The organism is Pseudomonas sp. GOM7 (assembly GCF_026723825.1).
Taxonomy (GTDB): Bacteria; Pseudomonadota; Gammaproteobacteria; order Pseudomonadales; family Pseudomonadaceae; genus Aquipseudomonas.
Window position 1 is genome coordinate 3,524,490 of record NZ_CP113519.1, and the last position, 22,489, is coordinate 3,546,978.

At 63.2% G+C, this 22,489-nt stretch carries 16 protein-coding genes; 4 read left to right on the forward strand and 12 right to left on the reverse strand.

Features of this window, described 5'->3' with window-relative positions:
* Positions 1-3: 3 nt before the first annotated feature.
* Together OU800_RS15540 and OU800_RS15545 are read right to left on the reverse strand one after the other, a co-directional pair.
* Entirely contained in the window at positions 4-7,881 is a 7,878-nt protein-coding gene (locus OU800_RS15540) for a hemagglutinin repeat-containing protein (protein WP_268178209.1), read from the reverse strand.
* Positions 7,882-7,913: 32 nt separating this feature from the next.
* Positions 7,914-9,602, reverse strand: coding sequence for a ShlB/FhaC/HecB family hemolysin secretion/activation protein (locus OU800_RS15545; RefSeq protein WP_268178210.1), 1,689 nt, complete (start codon positions 9,600-9,602; stop codon positions 7,914-7,916).
* Between the two features lie 225 nt (positions 9,603-9,827).
* On the opposite strand from OU800_RS15545, the gene OU800_RS15550 reads away from it, so the two are divergent.
* Positions 9,828-10,673 carry an ion transporter gene (locus OU800_RS15550; protein WP_268178211.1) on the forward strand — a complete coding sequence of 282 codons (846 nt, stop codon included), beginning with the start codon at positions 9,828-9,830 and terminating at the stop codon, positions 10,671-10,673.
* An 82-nt stretch (positions 10,674-10,755) separates the two neighbouring features.
* A complete protein-coding gene (locus tag OU800_RS15555; protein ID WP_268178212.1) occupies positions 10,756-12,213 on the forward strand; it encodes an SLC13 family permease in 1,458 nt (485 codons plus the stop codon).
* 73 nt (positions 12,214-12,286) lie between these two features.
* On the opposite strand, the gene OU800_RS15560 is transcribed toward OU800_RS15555, so the two are convergent.
* The 10 genes from OU800_RS15560 to ccmA form a co-directional block, all read right to left on the reverse strand.
* Positions 12,287-12,613, reverse strand: coding sequence for a hypothetical protein (locus OU800_RS15560; RefSeq protein WP_268178213.1), 327 nt, complete (start codon positions 12,611-12,613; stop codon positions 12,287-12,289).
* The gene (ccmI, locus tag OU800_RS15565; protein ID WP_268178214.1) at positions 12,610-13,824 is read right to left on the reverse strand and encodes a c-type cytochrome biogenesis protein CcmI; all 1,215 of its coding nucleotides are present in this window, start codon (positions 13,822-13,824) and stop codon (positions 12,610-12,612) included. Before ccmI ends, OU800_RS15560 begins: the two co-directional genes overlap by 4 nt.
* Complete coding sequence (locus OU800_RS15570; protein WP_442964782.1) at positions 13,821-14,309, reverse strand: cytochrome c-type biogenesis protein; 489 nt, start codon at positions 14,307-14,309, stop codon at positions 13,821-13,823. The genes ccmI and OU800_RS15570 overlap by 4 nt, the downstream gene beginning before the upstream one ends.
* Positions 14,310-14,434: 125 nt before the next feature.
* The gene (locus OU800_RS15575) at positions 14,435-14,977 is read right to left on the reverse strand and encodes a DsbE family thiol:disulfide interchange protein (RefSeq protein WP_268178215.1); all 543 of its coding nucleotides are present in this window, start codon (positions 14,975-14,977) and stop codon (positions 14,435-14,437) included.
* Positions 14,974-16,944 carry a heme lyase CcmF/NrfE family subunit gene (locus tag OU800_RS15580; RefSeq protein ID WP_268178216.1) on the reverse strand — a complete coding sequence of 657 codons (1,971 nt, stop codon included), beginning with the start codon at positions 16,942-16,944 and terminating at the stop codon, positions 14,974-14,976. The genes OU800_RS15575 and OU800_RS15580 overlap by 4 nt, the downstream gene beginning before the upstream one ends.
* Entirely contained in the window at positions 16,941-17,429 is a 489-nt protein-coding gene (gene ccmE, locus OU800_RS15585) for a cytochrome c maturation protein CcmE (protein WP_268178217.1), read from the reverse strand. Before ccmE ends, OU800_RS15580 begins: the two co-directional genes overlap by 4 nt.
* A complete protein-coding gene (ccmD, locus tag OU800_RS15590) occupies positions 17,426-17,602 on the reverse strand; it encodes a heme exporter protein CcmD (RefSeq protein ID WP_268178218.1) in 177 nt (58 codons plus the stop codon). Before ccmD ends, ccmE begins: the two co-directional genes overlap by 4 nt.
* Complete coding sequence (locus OU800_RS15595; RefSeq protein ID WP_268178219.1) at positions 17,599-18,354, reverse strand: heme ABC transporter permease; 756 nt, start codon at positions 18,352-18,354, stop codon at positions 17,599-17,601. Before OU800_RS15595 ends, ccmD begins: the two co-directional genes overlap by 4 nt.
* Before the next feature lie 94 nt (positions 18,355-18,448).
* Positions 18,449-19,120, reverse strand: coding sequence for a heme exporter protein CcmB (gene ccmB, locus OU800_RS15600; protein WP_268178220.1), 672 nt, complete (start codon positions 19,118-19,120; stop codon positions 18,449-18,451).
* Positions 19,117-19,761, reverse strand: coding sequence for a cytochrome c biogenesis heme-transporting ATPase CcmA (gene ccmA, locus OU800_RS15605; RefSeq protein WP_268178221.1), 645 nt, complete (start codon positions 19,759-19,761; stop codon positions 19,117-19,119). The genes ccmB and ccmA overlap by 4 nt, the downstream gene beginning before the upstream one ends.
* Before the next feature lie 236 nt (positions 19,762-19,997).
* Between ccmA and fliK the strand changes: the two genes are divergently transcribed.
* Both fliK and OU800_RS15615 read left to right on the forward strand, forming a co-directional pair.
* A complete protein-coding gene (gene fliK / locus OU800_RS15610) occupies positions 19,998-21,542 on the forward strand; it encodes a flagellar hook-length control protein FliK (protein ID WP_268178222.1) in 1,545 nt (514 codons plus the stop codon).
* Complete coding sequence (locus tag OU800_RS15615; protein ID WP_268178223.1) at positions 21,539-21,886, forward strand: EscU/YscU/HrcU family type III secretion system export apparatus switch protein; 348 nt, start codon at positions 21,539-21,541, stop codon at positions 21,884-21,886. Before fliK ends, OU800_RS15615 begins: the two co-directional genes overlap by 4 nt.
* Positions 21,887-22,489 lie beyond the last annotated feature (603 nt).

Here is a 22,489-nt window from a genome sequence, read left to right on the forward strand (position 1 = left end):
AAATCACCTATTCAGTAGATTCAAAATTGACTGAAAATCTTTTTCATTCCCCGCAAACGGTACAACTTGCTTCACTGCCTTACCAGGCCCCTTACCCTGAGTATAATCCCATATATTTATGTGCGTACCTTTCTCAGGGTCGTAATCGACACGCCACCCAACTTTTCCATCGCTCGACTGCCTTCCAATAACCCTACCGTTTCCAGCACTCACCTCTAACCGCCCGACAACAGGTTTAGAACCAGCCCCCAAATCACCAACAATATCTAATGCTTTATTTCTAGCAGTTTCCCAATTTTTTTCGGGCTTAAGTATTTGTTCAATACGATTAGTCGGCAGCCTACCAGAGATTCCCGATGCACTAGGTGGTTTGCCATTTCCACCTACAAGCGCACGAACTATCTCAACAGACACCGTCATGGCATCGTATCTTTCAGATGCGTCCTCCCAGCTTAACTTTCCGCCATTAGCGTCCACTATGCCCTTTATAACTGCATCACGAGTAATACTATCTTGATCGAGCCCCTTAAGAATACTCTCAACATTTGCAGCATCATCCGGATATAAATCTTTATATATCAACCTGTAGCCAGCAGCACTTTCCTCATAACTTTCTTGAGCATCTCTTGCCGCTGCAATCAGCGCCAAACAAGCCGAGCCTGATTTATTACCCTGAGTGCAGATATCCTTGATAGCTTGATCACGCTCTTTATCTACCTGATTAATATCAGACAACTCCCTCTGTTCATCTAGGGTGATGGTACCTGCTTTGTCCTTACGCTCCAGAACGACTTTTCTTTCCGCCTCCTCAGAGCTAAGCCAATTATTCTCTACCGCATTCTTCCCAGACTCAGCCCCTGCCACCGCATTAGCAGCATCCCCACCCACCACAGTACCGGCCAAGCCAGATGCAAGGGTAGAAAGTGCCGAAACGGTCTGCTTCTGCTCTTCAGTCAAGTCCTGCGAGTCAACGTCACCATATAGCTGCTTGATAATCACCCCGGCAATCAGCTCGCCAGTCACAGCCCCAGCAGCACCTGCCCCAGCCGAATTACCCTGGGCTTGAGCCACTACGGCGCCCAGTACGGCATGCGCCATGATGCGGGCGGTATCGTTGTCACCCGCAACCTGCTTGATGGTGTTAGCCACATAAGGCGTCGCCGCCCCAGCTATCGCGCCGTTGATATTGCCGCCTGCCAACCCCTGCAGGGCTGCGGTGACAGCCTGTGCCACTCGCTGGTATTCACCACCTGTGCCATAAGGCGCCATCGCGTCCTTATAGGCCTTGGTGTTCATGAGTGCCGTTTGATACGCCTTGCGCTCTTTTGGGGAGGCTCCAGCGCCTGGCTCAGGGATGCCCTTTCGCTCCAGCTCTGCCTTGCCTGCGCGGTTGGCCTTGATCTGGCCCTCGGTACGCACCACATCCATGACCTGACCGCCGATCTCGGCAATGGCCTGCACTTCGCGCAGCCGGCGCTGTTCCTTCTCCTTGTCGAAGATGGGGCTGAGCGCTTCGTGGGCATGCTCGACGTCGCGATTGAGGCTGGCGACATCCTGCTGCTGGTTCTGCGTGTCGCGGATTTCGACGGTGCCTTCGGATACCGCTGCCAATGTGGAACTGCTGTCCTTGCCACCACGGCTCAAGCCACTGAGCACGCCACCGGCCATGTTGCCCAGGAACTGACTACCCACGCTGCCGCTGGAACTAAGACTCACACTTTGCTGCTGGCTGCTGAACTCGGCCTTGTTGCGGATATCGCTCCAGCCCAGCGTGCCGGTGCTCAGGCGGTTCTTATCGGCCTCGGCGGTGCTGCCGATAACCGCGCCATCGAGCTGCGTGTGTTTACCCACGTCGATCTGGTAGCCGCCCTGTCCCGCGAACAGGCCGGTCTGTTCCTGCACGCTTCGGTAGTCGGATTCGAGCTTGTTCTGGCTATAGCTGAGGTTGGCACCACCGCCAGTGCCGATAATGGCAACACTCGCCCCTGCTGAGATGTTCTGCTGCTTGGCGTCGTACTTGTCGCTGTCCTGCAGACTGCGCAATTCCAGATCACGGCCCACCTTGGCGGTGATGCTTTCACCGCTGACCTGGCTACCCGCAAGGCTGGTGTCACGGCCACTGTCCAAGCTGACTTGCCGGCCGGCATCGACCGTGGTTTCACTCCAGGTCGTACCGTTGCCTTTCTCCGAGCCTTTACCTGCATTGGCGTTGGCAAAGATGCTCAGGCCGATGCCATCAGCGCTCGCGCCGATGCTGGCACCAACGCTACCGCCGCCGCTCTTGTTCGAGCCGGTCAGTTTCTGGGTATCGGCGGCGGCCTCTAGCTGAATATCCTGCGCAGCCTTCAGACCCAGATCGCGCCCAGCCTGCAGGCGGCTGCCAGTCACACGAAGATCACCACCGCCCTCTTGCGAGCCCGTGGCCTCTACACTCAGGTCACGTCCGGCATTGACGTTGCTTCCCTGGCTGAGCTGTTGCTCTTGCACTTGCTTGGAGCTGGATTTCTGCGTGCCCAGCGACACGCTGATACCGAAGAACTGACTGGCATTCTCCGCCGTGATGCCACCGCCCATTTCGGCTGCCTGCATGGCTTGATAACCACTCAGCCCCGCCTTGACGCCTTGCAGCGCCGCCATGCGGCTGTCACCACCCTGCTCGGAATCACGTGCAGCCTGGGCACTTTCATAGCTACTATTCAGGGCCGAACCCACGCTACCAGAGAGAGCCAGGGTCAGGCCGCTCTTCTTGCTCTCTTGCCTCTGCTCGCTGCGATTGCGGTTCTGTGCGGCACTGATGACAACCTCCTGGCCTTTGAGCGCGATATCGCGCCCGGCCACGACATCCGAGCCGATCACGCTCAGTTTCTTGCCAGCCTCAGCTTCGACATCGCCTTGGACGCTACCGACGGTGCTGGCCCTGGTGGTTTCACTGGTGCTCTTCTGGCTGCCCTTGAGGCTGGAGGAGCCCAGGGTGATGCCTATGCCGCCACTGCCCATCAGGCCGGATTTCTTCTTCGCCTCGAAGCTCTCGCGGGACGTACTCTCGGTCACGCCACGGATATCGATATCGTTGCCCGCCAGCAGGGAAGTGCCGTCGGTGGATACCACATCGCTGCCGTGAATGCGCATATCGTTTTTGGCCAACAGCTCCACGCTATCGGCGCTGACCAGACTCCCCTGGGCTTCACTGGCTACCGTCGACTGGAACTTGGTCTTGCTGGAGCCCGAGAGCATCCCCTTCTTTTTCTTCTGGCTGTAAGACGACTGCGAGGTGATGTTTTCAGCGGTGATCAGGTTCAGATCATTGCCGGCGTAGAGATAGGCTTCCCCTTCTGCACGCACCTCACTGGCAACCAGGGTCATGTCCCTGCCAGCAGTGGCCAGCAGATCAGCCCCCGCGTCCACCTCGACGCCTTGCTGGCGCACGCTCTGCGCTTCCTGAATCGTATGTTTGCTGCTGCTCTTGCCGAAGCGCCCTTTCTTTTTCTGAAATTTCTCGTAGTAGCTGTAGTCCTGGTCGGCTTCGGCGAGCATGCGTAGATCGTTATCCGCCTCCAGGCTGACACCTTCTTCGGCCTTGAGCTTGCTGGCGCTCAATGTCAGGTCATTACCGGCAGCCACGCTCAGGTCACCGCCAGCCTCGAGCACCGAGGCCTGCTGACGGACCGACGCATTTTCCTGGGTGATGCGCTTCTTGCTGGTTCTGTAGCGGTACTCGCTGCTCTGCTCATTGGCTGCCGAGCCCACGAGCACATCACGCTCAGCAGAAAGCGCCAGATCACCCTCCGCCTTCACCGTACTGGCCACCACCGCAATATCCTGCCCAGCGGTCACGGCCAGATTCCCACCGACCTGCACGTCACTGCCATGCTGAGTCGTGCTACTGGTGCTCCAGAAGTGGTGCTTGTCCTGGCGCATGCTGCCGTTTTCTTCGGCAGCCGAGGCGATGATCACGTCGCCGCCCGCGTTGAGTTGGGCATCACCACCAGCCTTGAGGCTACCACCGATGTTCTGGATATCCCCCCCGGCGCGCAGTTGCAGGTCGTTGCCGGCTTCGATACCCGCGGCCTTGTCCACCACGCTGGTCAGTTGGCTGAAGCCCTTGCCCTCCTTGCTTTGCTGGCTGATGGTGCGTTCGTTGCTGATATCGTGGGTGGCGACCAGGGACACGTCCTGACCATTGATGAGGCCGCCCTGGGCGTTGTGGATGCTGTTGGTGGCCAGCAGACTCAGGCGCTGGTTGGCCTGCATCAGGCCGCTGTTGCTAATGTTCGCGGCGCTAGCATTGAAGCTCTTGGTGGCGCGCAAGGTGCCGCTATTGTTCAGGCTGCCGCCGCTGATCAGCGCGACATCCTGACCCTGGATCAAGGCACCGCTGGGCGCCAGGCGATCACCGACCTGGGCCAGGTAGAGCACCGGCACCAGGACTTTTTCGCCATTGACCTCACGCTCTTCGAGCCAGACGATGTCGTGGGTCAAGGCCGCCACCTGAGCCGAGGAGAGCCCCACCCCCACCGACAGGTTCAGCGCATCCTTGCTGGCGATGGCGTTGTCCATCAGATAGCGAAATTGCGCGTCGTTGTTGGTGAAGCCCTCGAGGTAGCGTTTGCCGGTACGCGCAGCCACGGCCTGCTCGAGCAGGCGCTGTTCGTACAGGCCGTCGCCCAGGCGTTTCTGTGCCGTGTCGCTATCGAAACCAAGCAGACCGAGCATGTAGTCGGAGCTGACGAACTGCTTGAGGTCAGCGAAGGCCGGATTGGTTTCGATCAGGTAGCGGTGGCCCGGCGTGGTGTTGGCGCGGAACAGGCCGTTCTGCCCTTGCGGCAAGCTGAAACCCGGCAGGCTGATGGGGTCGACTGCCTGCTGTGCGGTGTCGGCAGGCAGTTGCGGGTTGAGGCGCACCACCAGCGGTTGCGCCACTTCGCTCACCGACGTTTGCGGCGTTTGCGGCGTTTGCGTGGTATCGGTCTGGGGAGCGTTATGGGCCAGCGCGGATTCGTTGCTGATCGGCTGGCTGGCCTGGATGCGCACATTGCCTCCGGCCTGGATGATGCCAGGCGCCGCGACACCGATGGGGGTTTCGGTCTGAATATCGCTGGTCAGATTCCACTCATACAGCGCAGAGGGCATGTCCTTGGGCAGTGGCTGCGCGTTGTAAGGATCCAGCACGCGGCCACGGAAACGATGATCCGTGCCATCGGTGACCCGCCCCGTGTTGAAACGGCGCACCCGCTCGACCGAGGCCAGCGTGGCCCCCTTGTTCTCCAGGCTGGTAGCCTGGATGTCGATATCACCCGCCGCACTCAGGGTGCTGTAGCGGTTGGCTACGTCGCCACCCTTGAGCAGCAGATTCGCGCCACTGTGGATGCGCGAGGCGGCGGAGTCAGCCTGCACACTGGCCTCGAAGCGCTCGGTGGCGATGTAGTCGACGTTGTGGTGATCACCACTGCAGTCATAGCAGTGAACGCTGATGCTGCCGTAGGTCTGCGATAGCTGCCAGTCGAAGACCTCCTTGCGGTTGCGCAGCAGCGCTGCCCGCAGGGTCATGTCACCCGCTGATTCGATGCTGGCGGAGCGGTTTTCCAGCAGGTCGAGGTTGCTGCCCTGCTCGTCTTTGGCAACATCCAGTTGGCCCAGGCTGTAGATATCACCCAGCAGGTTGACCAGGCTGGCAGTGCGCAGCGTCATGTCCGCGCCACTGAAAATCAACCCACGCTCGTTATGCAACGAGTCACCCTCGATACGCAGCAGCCCACTGCCACCCAAGGTGCCACGGTTGTCGAGACTGCCCAGGGCGAGGGACATGTTCTGCGCGGCGGTCAGGCGACCACGGTTGAGCAACTGGCCGCTCAACTCGAAGCGCGCGATGCCGCCGCTCTTGGCCTGGGCGTCGCTGCCGAACTCGGCGCTGGCAGCCTTGAAGGTCAGGTCGCCCAGGCTGCGCAGGGCACCATTGCCCTGATAACGCCCACTGAGGGTCAGATCGAGCGCACCATCAGTGGCGATGACGCCATCGTTCACCCAGTCGTCGCCGGTGGCGACGATGCTCTGCCGAGAGATCAACTGGCCACTGGAGGTCTGGGTGAACTGGCCGATGTTCAACGTCAGGCGCTCGGCCTGCAGTTCGCTGGTGTTGGTCCAGTCAGTGGCGCTCAGGGTCAGTTCGCCATTGGTGCTGAAGCGCCCACCGGCGCCGCCCATGTCGGCCAGATCCAGCTCGAAGCCTTGCGTGCCCAGATGGCGCACCGTGCCGCCCAGGTTGCTCAGCGAACCACTGGCAAGGGCGAAAGCGGCGTTGCCGATTTCCACCAGGCCCTGGTCGTTGTCGAACAGGTTGCCGATCTGGAACTCGCTCTTGCCAGTACTGGCCAGGGCACGCAGGCGGCCATCGTGGTTCTGCGCGCTGCCTGCGGCCAGCTTGAGCGTCTGGCTGGACTCGATCAGGCCCTGGTCGTTGTTCAGTGCGCCCGTCAGCTTCACGTCGACGGCATCAGCGGCCAGGATGCCGCTGCGGTTGTCCAGCGAGGCAGCATCGATCAGCAGTTGGTTAGCGGCCAGCAGTTCACCGTTCTGGTTGCTCAGGGCGCCGCCTTTGAGTTCGAGGTTCTTCTGCCCGATAAGCTGGCCCTGGCTGTTGCTGAGCTGCGCCGCCTGGATCTTGGCATCGCCGGCGCTGAGCAGCTTGCCGTTACTGTTGTCCAGCACCTCGACATCCGCCTCCAGGCTGCCACGGGCGATGAGTTCGCCCCGGTTGCTGACGCGTTGGCTGTTCAGTACCAGCTTGCTGTCGGTAACCAGCGTGCCATCGGCCTTGACCCCAGCCTCGACGACGCCCTGGTTATCCAGCTCACCGCCGCCGACTTCGACGCGATTGCCGGCCGCCAGGCTTGCCTTGACCAGGGTCTTGTCGGTGGCGGTGACCGTGGCATTACGCCCGGCATAGGTATCGGCGCCCAGCTCGATCTCGCTGGCCGCGAGCTTCACATCCTGGCTGGCTGCGGTGCGCGCCAGGCTCAGCTTGCCGTTGGCATCGATCTGGATATCCCCGGCACTGGCGGCCATGTCGCCGGCCAGTTTCACCCCCACGCCCTGCTCGGTGCCCACCAAGCGAATGGCCCCGGCGTACATGCCGCCCAGGGCCGAGCTGTCGATGGCCAGCAGGGGCTTGTCCGAGCCGTCATCTGCCTTGGCGGTGGCAGCCAGGGTGGTAGCGTCCACCTGGTTGCGGCCAGTGACGATATTGAGTTTTTTCGCGTACAGCTCGGCGTTGATCTTGGCGCTGCGGGTGATCAGGTCGAACTGATCGACATTGGCGGCATTGAGGCCCTGCCCCTCGATGCTGATTTGCCCGCCGTCGACGTCGAAGCGTTGCAGGCGACCGCCTTCCACCACCGGCGTGCCGGTGCTGAGGGTGACCCGCGGGGTGTTGATGAAGCCACAGCCATCGCAGGTGATGCCGTGCGGGTTGGCGACGATGACCGCCGCCGAACTCCCGGCCACTTCCGTGTAACCCTTGAGCAGACTGGCATTGCCGCCGGTAACTTCGTTGAGGATCAGCCCGGCGGCGCCGTTCTTGAGATTCGGGTTGCCGACCACGTAGCCGCCCAACTGGGTCTGCACCACGTTCTGCGCGCTGTTGTTGAGGATCAGCCCCTGCGGGTCGACGTTGTAGTCGGTGAACTTGTTGTGCGACAGGCCACTGCCATTGGGCGTGGCGATATTGACCATCGGCACGCCGTTCTGCGCCTGGGTCACGGCCGTGTTGCCGCCTGCGGCCTGGTCCACCGCCAGTTGCGCCGCCGTGGCCACGATGGGGTTGAGAAACAGCACGCCCGCGAGGATGAGGGCAATGTTCTGATACAGGGGACTGCGTACGTCCATGTCGATACTCCTACCGGCCACAAGGGCGGAAATCAGAAGAACAGATCGAGGCGGAAATAAACCGGGCGCTCGCCATGCTCGATGGCATCCGGGCGCTCCAGGGAATGGGCAAAACTCAGCGACGCGGCCAGGTGCTGGCCGCGCAGGGCGAATTCGACGGCGTTGCCGCTCATGCGCCCGCGTTGCTCGGGGTTGTAGCGGCCACCGTGGATCACCCCGACGTCATAAGCGAAGGCCAGGCTGTACTCGTGAACCAAGGGACGTAGCACCTCCCAGGTCACCGGGCGGCGCCAGCGCAACTGGTTACGCCAGTAGCCGCCGGTGTCGCCGGACAGCGACTCCTCCTTGAACCCCCGCACCGAGCTGAGCCCGCCGATGCTGATGCGCTGTGGGCTGAACAGCACGTCCTCGCTCTTCTGCCCGTAGGCCAGGCTGTCGAAAGTGAAGGACTCGCCCCATAGCTCGAAGGGCTGCAAGTAGCTCAGGGTCAGGCTGTACTTGTTGTAGCGCGCCACCGGCTGGCTGCCCTGCGGATCGCCGGCACGCTGGGCGTCGAAGGCGCCGATGCCACGCTGCCAGCCGATATCGGCGTTGACGAAGGCCGTGCCGATGCGGCGGCCATGGTTAAAGCCCAGTTGCGCTTCGGACAGGCGTGTACTGGAAGTGTCGATGCGGTTGCCGAGGATGAAGTTGTTGCTGCGCAGGTGGCTGACGCCCAGGTTGAAGGCCGTCTTGCTCACGGCATCGCGATGCAGCACGCGCTCGCCACGCAGGGCGTGGGTCTGGCTGTCGCCGTCCTGATCGAAGAGGAAGCCATTGCCCTCGCTCTGCGTGCGGTAGTAGCTCTGGCTGAAGCTGTAACTGAAGTTCCACCAGCCGTAGGGCACCTGGTAGATCAGGCTCTGGCTGTGAGAATGGCGATAGCTGTCGCTCACCGCATCGCGCGTGGCGCGCAGGCTGAGCTGATCGGCCAGGCCCAACGGGCTGTCCCAGTCGAAATTCACGCCCCATTGCTGTTCGCCGGTGCTTTCCTGCCCCTCGTTGCTGCGGCTCAGGCCGGCACGCCAGGGCTTGCTGCGCTGGCCCTGCAAGCGCACGCGGCTGCCGCCCACCGCTTGCCCTGGCACCAGTTCTAGCTGGGCCTGGCGCGACGGCAGGCGATTGAGCTGATCGACCAACTGCTCCAGCTCGCGCAGGTTGAGCACCTCGCCAGTCTGCCCGGGAAAGCCCATGGCCAGTTCGCGGTCGGAGGCCAGCTCGGAGCTATCCAGCCCCTCCAGATGGCCTTCCACCACTATGACCCGTAACTCACCGGAAGACAGATCCTGCTGCGGCAGGTAGGCCCGCGAGGTGACATAGCCGTGATCGATATAGAACTGGGTGATGGCCTTGAGCAGCTCGTTGAGCTTGCCCACCCCCAGGCACTGGCCAGCAAAGGGCTGCAGCACCTTCTGCTGCTCGGCCTTATCGAGCAGCGTCGCGCCCTCTAGGCGAATCTGCGAGATATCGAAACAGCGCTCGTCCTCGACAGGCGGGCTTGCAAGCTGAGGAGTATTGCCAGGCAGTTGGCGCAACTCATCGAGGCGCTGCTGCTGCTCCTGCAGCACACGCTCCTGACGCTCGCGAATCAGCTCACGGTCGCCTGGCGTCTGCGCCAGCGCAGTGGTGGACAGGGATAACGCACATAGCCATACGGCCAAAGGGCTACTACGGAAAGGCATGCTTTCAGTCCTTTGATAGCGAAAAAAACAACGGCGGAAAACTGGCGTCGATTAAACAGCATGGCACCTGGCCATCAAACCAACATTGAGTGAGCCAGTTCACATTTTCCCGTTCAGGATTCGTTCAACCCGACGAATGGCATATAGCCACCAGGCATGACCTCCCTTGCTCAGCCAGCCGCTTCCTGCCTAGGCTGTGCCCCTTCGCTCACTCAGGACATGGCCATGGACAAGCAGCAGAGCTGGCGCCAACGCCTCTACATCATCATTTTCGAGACCAGTACGCCGGCGGCGCAGCGCTTCGACAACTGGCTGCTGGTGACCATCCTGGCCAGCCTGGTGGTGGTGATGCTCGATAGCGTCGAGCGCTTCCATAGCCAGCACGCCGAGCTGTTCAGCGCGCTGGAGTGGTTCTTCACCGCGCTGTTCGCCATCGAATATGGTTTGCGCCTGTACTGCTCACCCAAGCCCATGCGCTATGCCTTCAGCTTCTTCGGCCTGGTGGATCTGCTCGCCGTGCTGCCGGCCATCCTGGCGCTGGTGTTCGCCGATGCGCAGTACCTGATGATCGTTCGCGCCATCCGCATGATCCGTATCTTCCGCGTGCTCAAGCTGCGCCAGTACCTGAACCAGGCCAATTTCCTGCTGGTGGCGTTACGCGGCAGTCGGCAGAAGATCGTGGTGTTCCTGGTCACGGTGTCCACCCTGGTCACGGTGTTCGGCGCGCTGATGTATGTGATCGAGGGGCCGAGCAACGGCTTTACCAGCATTCCCATCAGCATCTACTGGGCGGTGGTGACGCTGACCACGGTGGGCTTTGGCGACATCACCCCACAGACACCCGTGGGCCAGATGCTGGCGACCATGGTGATGATCACCGGCTATTCGATCATCGCCGTGCCCACCGGCATCTTCACCGCCGAGCTGGCCAACGCCATGCGCCAGGACGGCTCGATGGAGCATGACTGCCCGCACTGCCGCAAACCCTTTCACGAACACAGCGCAGCCTTCTGCAACCGTTGCGGTGGGCCGCTGTTCAGTCGCAAGCACGAGGACGTGGACACAGCTTGAAGTAAAACCATGGGCTCCATGCGTGGTCTGAAAGGCGCTCACTGAGCTATAACACCGCCTTTTTAGCTGAAGGATGCGCCTGATGGCAGTCACCACCAACAATGCCACGGCACCGGCCAAGGCTGCCTGGATCGGTCTGATCCTGGGGCCCTTGCTCCTGCTGGTGTGCTTGATCACCGACCCGCCCGGCGGATTGTCCGCCACCGCCTGGGCCACCGTTGGCCTGACGTTGCTGATGGCCACGTGGTGGTCGACCGAGGCCATTCCGATTCCGGCCACCTCGCTGTTGCCGATCCTGCTGGTGCCCGCCCTGGGCATCGACAGCCTCAATGCTGCCACCGCCCCCTATGCCAGCCCGACCATCTACCTGTTCCTCGGCGGCTTCATCCTCGGCCTGGCCATGGAGCGCTGGAACCTGCACAAGCGCATCGCCCTGATGACCCTGCTGGCCATGGGCAGCAAGCCGAGCCGACAGATCGCCGGTTTCATGCTGGCCACCGCCTTTCTCAGCATGTGGGTGAGCAACACCGCCACCACCATCATGATGCTGCCCATCGGCCTGTCGGTGATCGGCCTGCTGGCGGGCGAACAGGCTGCCAGCAACGCCGAGCGTGAACGTTTCGCCACCGCCCTGCTGCTGGCCATCGCCTATGCCGCCAGCGTCGGCGGTATCGCCACCCTTATCGGTACGCCGCCCAATGCCCTGCTGGCAGCCTTCCTGGCAGAGAACTACGACGTGCAGATCGGCTTCGGCCAATGGATGCTGCTCGGCCTGCCGGTGGCGAGCCTGATGCTGGTATTCATCTGGTGGTGGCTGACCCGTGGCGGTTTCAACCTGGCCGGGCACGACAGCACGCAACTGATCCGCAGCGAGCTGGCCGAGCTCGGCCCCTTGAGCCGTGGCGAGAAACTGGTGGCCTTGGTATTCGTGATCACCGCACTGGCCTGGGTATTCCAGCCGCTGATCGGCGAGTGGGTGTCAGGGGTCAATGACACCAGCATCGCCATCGCCGCGGCGCTGGCCTTGTTCATCATTCCGGTGGACAGCAAGCAGCGCGTGTTCCTGATGAACTGGGAAAGCGCCAGCAAACTGCCCTGGGGCGTGTTGTTGCTGTTCGGTGGCGGCCTGTCCCTGGCCGGAGTGATCCGCAGCACCGGCCTGGCCGAGTGGATCGCGCAGAGCCTCGGCGCCCTCGGGGCGCTGCCGGTAATCGCGATGATCGGCGTGGTGGTGCTGGTGATCATCTTCCTCACCGAGGTGACCTCCAACACCGCCACTGCGGCCGCCTTCTTGCCCCTGCTGGGCGCACTGGCGGTATCGCAGGGCATGCCTGCCGAGCTGCTGGCGATTCCCGCCGCCATCGCTGCAAGCTGCGCCTTCATGATGCCGGTGGCGACGCCGCCCAATGCCATCGTGTTCGGCACCGGGCACATGCGCATCCAGTCGATGATCAAGGCCGGCTTCGCCCTCAACCTGTTCGGGGTGCTGCTGGTGACGGTGATCAGCTATCTGCTGGTGGGACTGATCTGGGCACATTGAACAGGGGGCTCTGCCCATAAAAAGCGGCGCCTGCGGGCGCCGTTGTCATATCGGGTGTTTGCCGGGTTTCGCCTCAACGATTCTGGTAGTGCCGAAACAAGCCCGGCGGAATACCCGAGCTATCGGTTTCCGTCCAGGGGCCAGCGGCTTGCGGCGACCAGCTCCAGCCGCCATCCCAGCGATAGAAGATGCGCTCGCGGTAGAACAGATCATGCGCACCCTCCACCACATAGACGCCCAGCGCCGGGCTCCAGTGGCTCTTGACCCCGGGCGGCGGTGCGTAGCGCGGGTGCGCCGGTTGCTGCACTTCAGGCACGGAAGAACCCGGCGCCCCTGGCTGCAGGCCGGCACAGCCAACCAGCGCCAGGCTCAGCGCGCACAGCAGCGCCAGCCGTTTCATTGTGCCTTGGCCTCGGGGCTGTCGATCAGCAGCTTCTGCACATCACGAGCGGTGCTGGAAACCGGCCCGACCTGCCCCGTCCACTCGCCCTGGGTGGCATTGCCAGCGCGCGAAACACGAGCGACCAGTTGCACCTGCTGGAAACGCGACAGCTTCAGCTCCGGCATCATCGCATCGACATCGGACAGGCTGACCTGCGCCGGCAGGTCGGACACCTTCAGGCGCTTGACCGCCAGCGGCATCGGTGGGCCACTGAGGGCACGGGCGAAGATGAACACGGCATCGTCTGGCTTGACCTGGGCCTGCACCTGGGGCGCCAGCGAGACGGCGACCTCCAGGGCCTGTACCTTGGCCGCGGGCTCGGCGGCGGCGGCGCTGGCCTGCTCGCCTTCGCCCATCTGCTGACGGGCACGCTCGATGCCGCTGGCGATGGCGGCACGCGACGGATCCTGCTCGGGCAATACCGCGACCAGGCGCTCCCAGTAGCGCACGGCATCGGCATAGCGCTGGCTTTCATAGGCGGCGATACCGAGCAGGCCGAGGCTGGTGACTTCTTCCGCATCCGCCTTCAGCGCCTCGTCGGTCAGCGCCTGCAACTGCGCGTTCCACTGCTTGCCATTGGCGAAGTACAGCGCCTGGGCCCACTGCCCGAGCAGCTCGGGCGCGCGGCCTGCCAGGCCCACCGCTTTCTCGAAGGCCTTGGCGGCGTCGGCGGCACGATCCTGCGCCATGTAGGTACGGCCGAGGAAGTACCAGGCCTCGGCGGACTCCGGCTGCTCCTGCACCGTACGCTCCAGGCGGGCGGTCATTTCCTCGATGCTCTGCGGTTGCTGCGCAGCCATTTCGCGGGCCTGCTGCAATTGCTCCAGGGCGCCCCAGTGCATGTACAGACCCACGCCGAGCACCGGCACCAGGATCGCCGCCAGCAGCGGAATCTTGCTGCCCAGCACGCTGCTACGGCGCTGCACGCCTTCGGTGTCGGTGAGCAGCTCGCGTGCAGCCTCGGCACGGCCGGCTTCCAGCCCGGCATCGTCGAGCACGCCGCGCTGGTGCTGCGTCTGCAGCTCCTGCAGGCGCTCCTGATAAAGGGTGACGTTGAGCGCGGTACGGTCTTCCTCGGCCTGCAGCTTGCGCACGCGCAGCACGGGGATCAGCAGGAACGCCAGGGCAGTGAGCAACAGCAGCCCGGCGGGCAACCAGAAATCGATCATCGGTCTTTCTTGTCCTGAGAGGCTTGTTCGAGCAGTGCGGCGAGGCGCTGCTGTTCGTCAGTGCTGAGGCCATTGTCCGGGCGCGCCTTCTGGCCACGGCGGCGCAGGACGATCACCCCGAGCACGCCGAAACCGATCAGCAGCAGGCCGGCCGGGCCGTACCAGAGCAGCAGCGTGCGGCTGGTCACGGGCGGGTTGTAGAGGACGAAGTCACCGTAGCGGGCGACGAGAAAATCGATGATCTGCGCGTCCGTCTTGCCCGCTTCGAGCATCTGGTAGACCTCGTTGCGCAGATCCATGGCGATCGGCGCATTGGAGTCGGCGATGTTCTGGTTCTGGCACTTGGGGCAACGCAGTTCCTCGACCAGGGTGCGATAGCGCTCACGCTCCGCTTCGTTGGCGAACTCGTAGGTGTCGATGGCGGCATGGGCGCTGGCCAACAGGCCCAGCGCCAGGCCGGTGGCAATCAGCAGACGTTTAGGCAGGCGCCATGAAAACGTCGCGAGCGAAGAGCAGGCAAGGCGAAAGCAGGCGAAGAAGCGGAGTTTACAAGTTGTAAATGAGCATTCTGAGCCTGTTTTCAACGCAGCATGATCGAGCGCAGTAGTTTTCATGGTGCCTGTGCCTCGTCGACCAGCTCTCGATAGATCGGCGCCAATTGTTCGCGCCAGATGCGCTCGTCGATGGCGCCGACGTATTTGTGGCGGATGATGCCCTTGGCATCGATGAAGAAGGTTTCCGGCGCGCCGTAAACCCCCAGATCCAGGCCCAAGGTACCCTTGGCATCCTCGATGTTGAGCTGATATGGGTTGTGCAAGTCGCGCAGCCACTTCTGCGCAGGCTCACGTTCATCCTTGTAGTTGATGCCATGAATGACCACGCCAGCTTCGGCCAGCTTGTTCAGCACCGGATGCTCATGGCGGCAGGATGGGCACCAGGTGCCCCAGACATTGACCAGAGCCGGCTTGCCCTTGAGGTCGTCCTGGGTCAGGGTGCGCGATGGATCGGTCACCGACGGCAGACTGAACGCCGGGAACGGCTTGCCGATCAGCGCCGACGGCAGCTCGGAGGGATCGAGGAACAAGCCGCGATAGAGGAATACGGCCATCGCCAGAAAAGCCAGCAGCGGCAGCAGCAATAACAGGCGTCTCATGCAGTAGCCTCCATGCCCAGCGCTTCACGCACTCGGGTTCTGACCTTGATCCGATAACGCTTGTCGGCCGCGGCGAGGAAACCGCCGAAGGCCATCAGCAGGCCGCCGAGCCAGATCCAGCGCACGAAGGGCTTGATATGGATGCGCACGGCCCAGGCGCCCTGCTCCAACGGCTCGCCGAGGGCGACGAAGAGATCACGGGTGAAGCCGGCGTCGATCCCCGCTTCGGTCATGGTGGCCTGCTGCACGGTGTACAGGCGTTTTTCCGGGTGCAGCACCTTGATCTGCCGCTCGCCGTCGAAGACACGCACCGTGCCCTTGTCGGAAATGAAGTTGGGGCCTTCGTGGTGCACGGCACCGTCGAACTGGAAGCGATAGCCGCCCAGCTCCACCGAATCGCCCGGCGCCATGCGCAGGTCACGCTCGTAGCTGCCCAGGCTGGTGAGCACCACGCCGAGGGCGCAGAAGGCGAAGCCGAAATGTGCCAGTTGCATGCCCCAGTAGCTGCGGCCCAGGCTCGGCAAGCCCTTGAGCAGGCCCTTGTGACGGGTCTTGTCGAGCACGTCGCGCACGCCAGCCAGAACCACCCAGAAGGCCAACAGGCAGACCGCCAGCACCGCCCAGTGGAAATCGCCGTGGAGGAAGGTGGCGATCACGGCCAGCACCACGCTGGCCACCAGTACCGGCGTCAGCATGCCAACCAGCCATTTCAACGGAGTGTCCTTCCAGCGCACGATCACGCCAACGGCGATCACCGCCATCAGCAAACCCATCAGCGGCAGGAACAAGGCGTTGAAGTAAGGCGGGCCGACCGACAGCTTGGCGCCGGTCAGGGCATCGAGCACCAGCGGATAGAGGGTGCCGAGCAGGATCATCGCCGCCGATACCACCAGCACGATGTTGTTGACCAGCAGCAGTGTCTCGCGCGACCACAGGCCGAAGCCCACCTGGCTCCTGACCACTGGCGCACGCAGCGCGAATAGCGCCAGCGAACCGCCCACTACCAGCAGCAGGAAGGCGAGGATGAACACGCCACGCTCCGGGTCAGTGGCGAAGGCATGCACCGAGGTCAGCACGCCGGAGCGCACCAGGAAGGTGCCGAGCAGGCTGAGGGAGAAGGCAGCGATGGCCAGCAGCACCGTCCAGCTCTTGAACACGCCACGCTTCTCGGTGACCGCCAGCGAGTGGATCAGCGCGGTGCCCACCAGCCAGGGCATGAACGAGGCATTTTCCACCGGATCCCAGAACCACCAGCCGCCCCAGCCCAGCTCGTAGTAGGCCCACCAGGAACCGAGGGCAATGCCGATGCCGAGGAAGGCCCAGGCGACAATGGTCCAGGGCCGCGACCAGCGCGCCCAGGCGGCGTCCAGCTTGCCGCCGAGCAACGCGGCGATGGCGAAGGCGAAAGCGACGGAGAAACCGACATAGCCCATGTACAGCATCGGCGGATGCACGATCAGGCCGAAGTCCTGCAGCAGCGGGTTGAGGTCGCGACCGTCGACCGGCACGTTGGGCAGCAGGCGCGCGAAAGGGTTGGAGGTGATGATCAGAAACAGCAGGAAGCCGACGCTGATCATGCCCATCACCGCCAGCACGCGAGCGAGCATTTCCTCCGGAAGGTGGCGCGAGAAGATCGCCACGGCGAAGGTCCAGCCGCCGAGGATCAGTGCCCAGAGCAGCAAGGAGCCCTCGTGCGCGCCCCATACGGCACTGAACTTGTAGAACCAGGGCAGCGCCGTGTTGGAGTTGTGCGCCACGTAGGCCACGGAGAAATCGTCGACCATGAAGGCGTAGGTCAGACAGCCGAAGGAGAACGCCAGGAAGGCGAACTGCCCCCAGGCCGCCGGTTGCGCCAGGCTCATCCACTGGTGGTCACCGCGCCAGGCGCCGATCAGCGGCAAGGTGGCCTGCACCAACGCCAGGCACAGGGCCAGAATCATTGCCAGTTGGCCCAGTTCAGGGATCATTGCGCGTTCTCCTGCTGGTAACCCTGCTTGCCGGCGGTCGCAGCATCGTGTTTCTGCTTCATCCCGCTCTTTTCCAGCGCCTGCATCACTTCCGGCGGCATGTAGTTCTCGTCGTGCTTGGCCAGCACCTCGTCGGCCACCAGCACACCCTGCTCATTGACCCGGCCGAGGGCGACGATGCCCTGCCCTTCACGGAACAGATCCGGGAGGATGCCGTGGTAGCGGATGGTCACCTCATGGGCGCCATCGGTGACCACGAAGTCCACTTCCAACGAATCGGCCGAGCGCTTCACCGAGCCCTCCTCGACCAGGCCACCGGCACGGATGCGGGCGCCTTCCGGCGCTTCGCCATTGGCGATCTGCGTCGGGGTGTAGAACAGGTTGATGTTCTGCTGCAACGCACTGAGCGCCAGCGCCACGGCGATACCTACGCCGCAGAGGATGGCCAGAACGATGTACAGGCGTTTCTTGCGAACCGGATTCACTTGGACTTCTCCCGGCGCAAACGACGCGCCTCGTCTTGCAGATAACGGCGGCGCGCCAGGATCGGCAGCGCCACATTCAGCAACAGAACCACCAGGCTGATGCCATAGGCGCTCCACACATAGGCACCATGGGTGCCCATGGCGAGGAACTCGGCAAACGAGGAAAAGCTCATGCGCGGCCCTCCACCAGGTTCTGCACTTCGCTCTTCACCCAACTGCTGCGCGATTCGCGCTTGAGCACTTCAAGACGCATGCGATAGAGCAGCACGGCGCCGAAGAAGCAGTAGAAGCCCAATACCGCGAGCAGCAGCGGCAGCCACATTTCCACCGGCATGGCCGGCTTCTCGGTGATCTTGAAGGTGGCGGTCTGGTGCAGCGAGTTCCACCATTCCACCGAGTACTTGATGATCGGGATGTTGACCACGCCGACGATGGCCAGCACGGCGCAGGCCTTGGCGGCGCTGTCGCGGTTGCTGATGGCGTTGCCCAGGGCGATGACGCCGAAGTAGAGGAACAGCAGGATCAGCATGGAGGTCAGGCGCGCGTCCCACACCCAGTAGGTGCCCCAGGTCGGCTTGCCCCAGATGGCGCCGGTGATCAACGCGATGAAGGTCATCCAGGCGCCAATCGGCGCAGCCTGCTGCAGGGCGACGTCGGCCAGCTTCATCTTCCATACCAGCCCCACCAGGCCGGCGACGGCGAGCATGACGTAGATCGATTGCGCCAGGAACGCGGCCGGCACATGGATGTAGATGATGCGGAAGCTGTTGCCCTGCTGGTAGTCCGGTGGCGCGAAGGCCAGGCCCCAGACCAGGCCTGTGATGATCAACAGCACGGCGGCGACGCTGAGCCAGGGCAGCCAACGACCGCTCATCTCATAGAACCACTTGGGCGAACCCCATTTGTGAAACCACGTCCAGTTCATTCGCTCGACTCATCATCTACACGTAGCCCGGAGGAACTCCGGGGAGGCTATCGAGAGCTCCCGGATTGCATCCGGGCTACATCACGGTTCGTTCTTATTCACCGACGCTGATGGTCAGGCCGGCGGCAATCGCAAAAGGTGTCAGGGTCACCGCCAGGGCAGTGAGGCTCGCCAGCCACAACAGGTGGCCGCTCGCCGGCAATCCTTGCAGGGCCGCCTGCAACGCCCCACTGCCGAGAATCAGCACCGGGATGTACAGCGGCAGAATCAGCAGCGCCAGCAGCAAACCGCCGCGCTTGAGACCGACGGTGAGCGCCGCGCCCACCGCGCCAAGCAGGCTCAGCACCGGGGTGCCGAGCAGCAGGGAGATCAGCAGCACCGGCAAGCAACGCCCGGGCAAGCCGAGCATCAAGGCCAGCAGGGGCGCCAGCAATACCAGGGCCAGGCCGCTGAACAACCAGTGTGCCAGCACCTTGGCCAACACCAGAAGAGGCAGGGGGTGCGACGAAAGGACCCACTGTTCCAGCGAGCCATCCTCGAAATCACTGCGAAAAAGCCCATCCAGCGAGAGCAGCACGGCCAATAGCGCCGCCACCCAGACCAGGCCAGGGGAAAGGGTTTGCAACAATTGCGTCTCCGGCCCCACCGCCAAGGGGAACAGGGCGATGACGATAGCGAAGAACACCAGCGGGTTGGCCAAGTCGGATGGGCGACGGGCCAGCAGGCGCATCTCTCGGCTGAGCAATTGCGTGAAGACGTTGCTCATGCGGCGTGCTGCCCCAGATCGAGTTCGCGATAGGTGGCCGGCTTGTGCTGCAGGCTGTGATGGGTGGTCAGCACCACCACGCCGCCACGCTGGCAATGGCTGGCCAGGTGCGCTTCGAGTTGCGCCACGCCATGTTTATCCAACGCGGTGAAGGGTTCGTCGAGCACCCACAGCGGCGGCGTGTCGGCCAGATACAAGCGCGCCAGGGCCACACGGCGCTGTTGGCCAGCGGACAGGGTGTGACAGGGCACGTCCTCGAAACCGCGCAGGCCGACGGCCTCCAGTGCCTGCCAGATCGCCTCACGGCTGGCTGGGCGATGCAGCGCGCAGAGCCAGGCCAGGTTCTCCTCGGCCGTCAGCAAGCTCTTGATGCCAGCGGCATGGCCAATCCACAACAGGTTGCGCGCCAGTTCGCTGCGCTGCTCGGTGAGCGCCCGTCCCTGCAGCAGGATGTCCCCGGCAGTCGGCTGGCGCAGCCCGGCGATCAGGCGCAGCAGGCTGGTCTTGCCACTGCCGTTGGGGCCACTGATCTGCAGCATGTCACCGGGCTCGAGACGGAACGCCAGGTGCTCGAAGAGCATGCGCCAATCCCGCTCACAAGAGAGCGCCACGGCTTCGAGAAGAGGAACGGAAGAGGTCATCGATACCTGGCAGGGTTCAAGTCGGCGATGGTTCGGCCGCTATACTGAGGCGTGCCGGAAGCGCTGTGCGCAACGGGACGGCATTATACATGTCACGGCACGGCACCCGCAGTCAGCATTTTCGACAGGGTGTGAATCGAGTAGGGTGAACCCGGTATCGTGCCCCCCCCGCAAACAGACGAACCAGCCGCAGAGCGTACTTGCGTAGCAGTACGCCACCCGACACCTGAGAGCCCATGAGCGAGATCAGCAGCCCACGCCCGCTTCCCCCCTCCCCGCCACCGATTCGCAGCAGCGCGACGGCGGCGGACATGGCCGTGCGCCTGCTGCAGCCGTTGGAGGGCATGCTCGCCGCCGGGGAAAGCGCCAAGGCCGAAGTGGTGGCCGTGCGCGAACAGGCGCAGAGCTTCCAGTTGCTGCTGAAACTGACCCTGGAAGGTGGCAAGCAGACCACCCTGCAAGCCGAGAGCCCACGCCCGCTGGCCCAGGGCAGCGCTCTGGTGGTCACCGCGCTGTCCGATACCCGTCTGGCCCTGGCGCTGCAAGCCGGGGGCGACAAGGCGCTGACCAGCCTCGACCTGCAACAACTGCCTCTCGGCACCCTGGTGCAGGGCAAGGTGATCAGCCGTGAGCCCTTACCTCTGCCCGCGCAGAACGCCCAGCAGGTCTATCGCCTGCTGGTCAACTTGCTCAACACACCGTTGGCCGGCAACAAGCTGGCCGTCGACAGCCTCATGCCATTGCCGCTGGGCAGCCTGCTCAGCGCTCAGGTGCAAGGCAGCCAGAGCCTCGCCTTCCTGCCCCTGAGCGGCCGCCTCGATCAACTGGTGCTGGGCCAGCAACTGGCCGCCCAGCAGAACCGTCAGGGCTCTCTGGAGGGCCTGTTCAAAGGCTTGCAGAATCTGGCCGGTGGCGACGAAAGCCTGCGCACCAGCATCGACAAACTGCTCGGCGCCCTGCCCAGCAGCGACCAACTCAGCACCGCCAAAGGCCTGGCCAAGGCCCTGGAAAGCAGCGGCGCGCTGCTCGAAGCCAAACTGCTGCATGGCCAGACCAGCGCCCTGCCACAGGATCTGAAGGCCAACCTGCTGCGCCTGATCGCGCAGATGCTGCCGCAAACGCCGGGCGGCGCCGCCACCCTGGCCGGGCTGCAGGGCGCCATCACCCAGAACCTGCCCGCCATGGCGCGACAGATGCTGGGAATCAACAGCAGCGGCAGCTCGGCGCGCCAACAGGCGCTGAGCTTCCCCCTGCCCTCGCGCCTGCTGCAGAACATGGAAGAAGGCGAAGCCGACCTGGAGGCTCTGCTGAAATTGGCCGCCGCCGCCATTTCCCGCTTGCAGACCCACCAGTTGTCGAGCCTGGCGCAGACCCAGGTGGATGCCAACGGCAACCTGCTGACCACCTGGCAACTGGAACTGCCCATGCGCCACCAGCAGGAGATCATCCCGCTGCAGATCAAGCTGCAACGCGAAGAAGGCAATGCCAAGGGGCAGAAGAACGAACAGAAGGAAACCCTCTGGCGCATCGACCTGGCCTTCGACCTGGAACATCTGGGCCCGCTGCAGGTACGTGCGCAATTGTTGCGCGGCAGCCTGTCCAGCCAGCTATGGGCCGAGCGGGCCGAGACCACGGCGCTGATCAACGCCGAGCTGGGCAACCTGCGTGAGCGCCTGCAGGCTGCCGGCCTGGAGGTCGGTGAACTGGCCTGCAGCCAGGGCATGCCGCCTCAGGGGCCGAAGACCTCGCTGGAACAACGCTGGGTGGATGAAACCGCATGAGCCGCAAACAACAACCCGCAGCGCGCCAGGCCATTGCCCTCAACTACGACGGGCAGAGCGCGCCTTTGCTCAGCGCCAAGGGTGACGACGAACTGGCCGAGGCTATCCTCGCCATCGCCCGCGAATACGAAGTGCCGATCTACGAGAATGCCGAGCTGGTGCGTCTGCTGGCACGCCTGGAGCTGGGCGATGCCATCCCCGAATCGCTGTACCGCTGCATCGCCGAGATCATCGCCTTCGCCTGGCACCTCAAGGGCAAGACGCCACCAGGTTTCCAGGCGCCAGAGGACGAGCGCGACGTCACCCCGCCCCTGCCCCGCCTTTCTGGCCCGGCGCCCGAATAAGTGAATATTGGTTCTTCGCATTTTTGGGGGAATGCTTGGTTGACACCGGGCTGGCGAGTTTGTGTGTTGTTTGATGTTCTGCGCGCCGCTTCGGTGTGTTCGGAAACTCCTTGTTTCGCCCCCTCGGGCGACTCACTTTTCTTTGAACTCGGATTGCCGCCCAGCGCAAAGAAAAGTAAGCAAAAGAAACGCACCCCCGCCATCCGGGTCTCGCTTCGCTCGACTCCCCTCACTCCGGCATTGCTCCGGGGTCGGCGTACATGGGCCATCCATGGCCCATTACGCGGGGCCGCCATCGGTATCTCGCGGCATCCATGCCGCTCGCCCCCCTGCGCAATGCCTACGTTCGGCCTCCTGAAGGGGGAGTTAGCGCGCCTGAACGAACCGAAACTCCATGGTGTGCCCGGCATGTTCTGGTAGCTGTGAAGTCGCGATGTGGCCGTCGAATTAAACCGATACTTTCATTCGCGTAGTTTCATCTTGCCGGCTTCCAGCCGGCATCCCGGTCAGCCCTAAGGCTGACCTTATGTTCAAGCACGCAGAGTCCCAAAGAGTTACCGGAGGTTCAGGCGCGTGCAGAGCCCGCCCAGGAGGGTGAGCGGA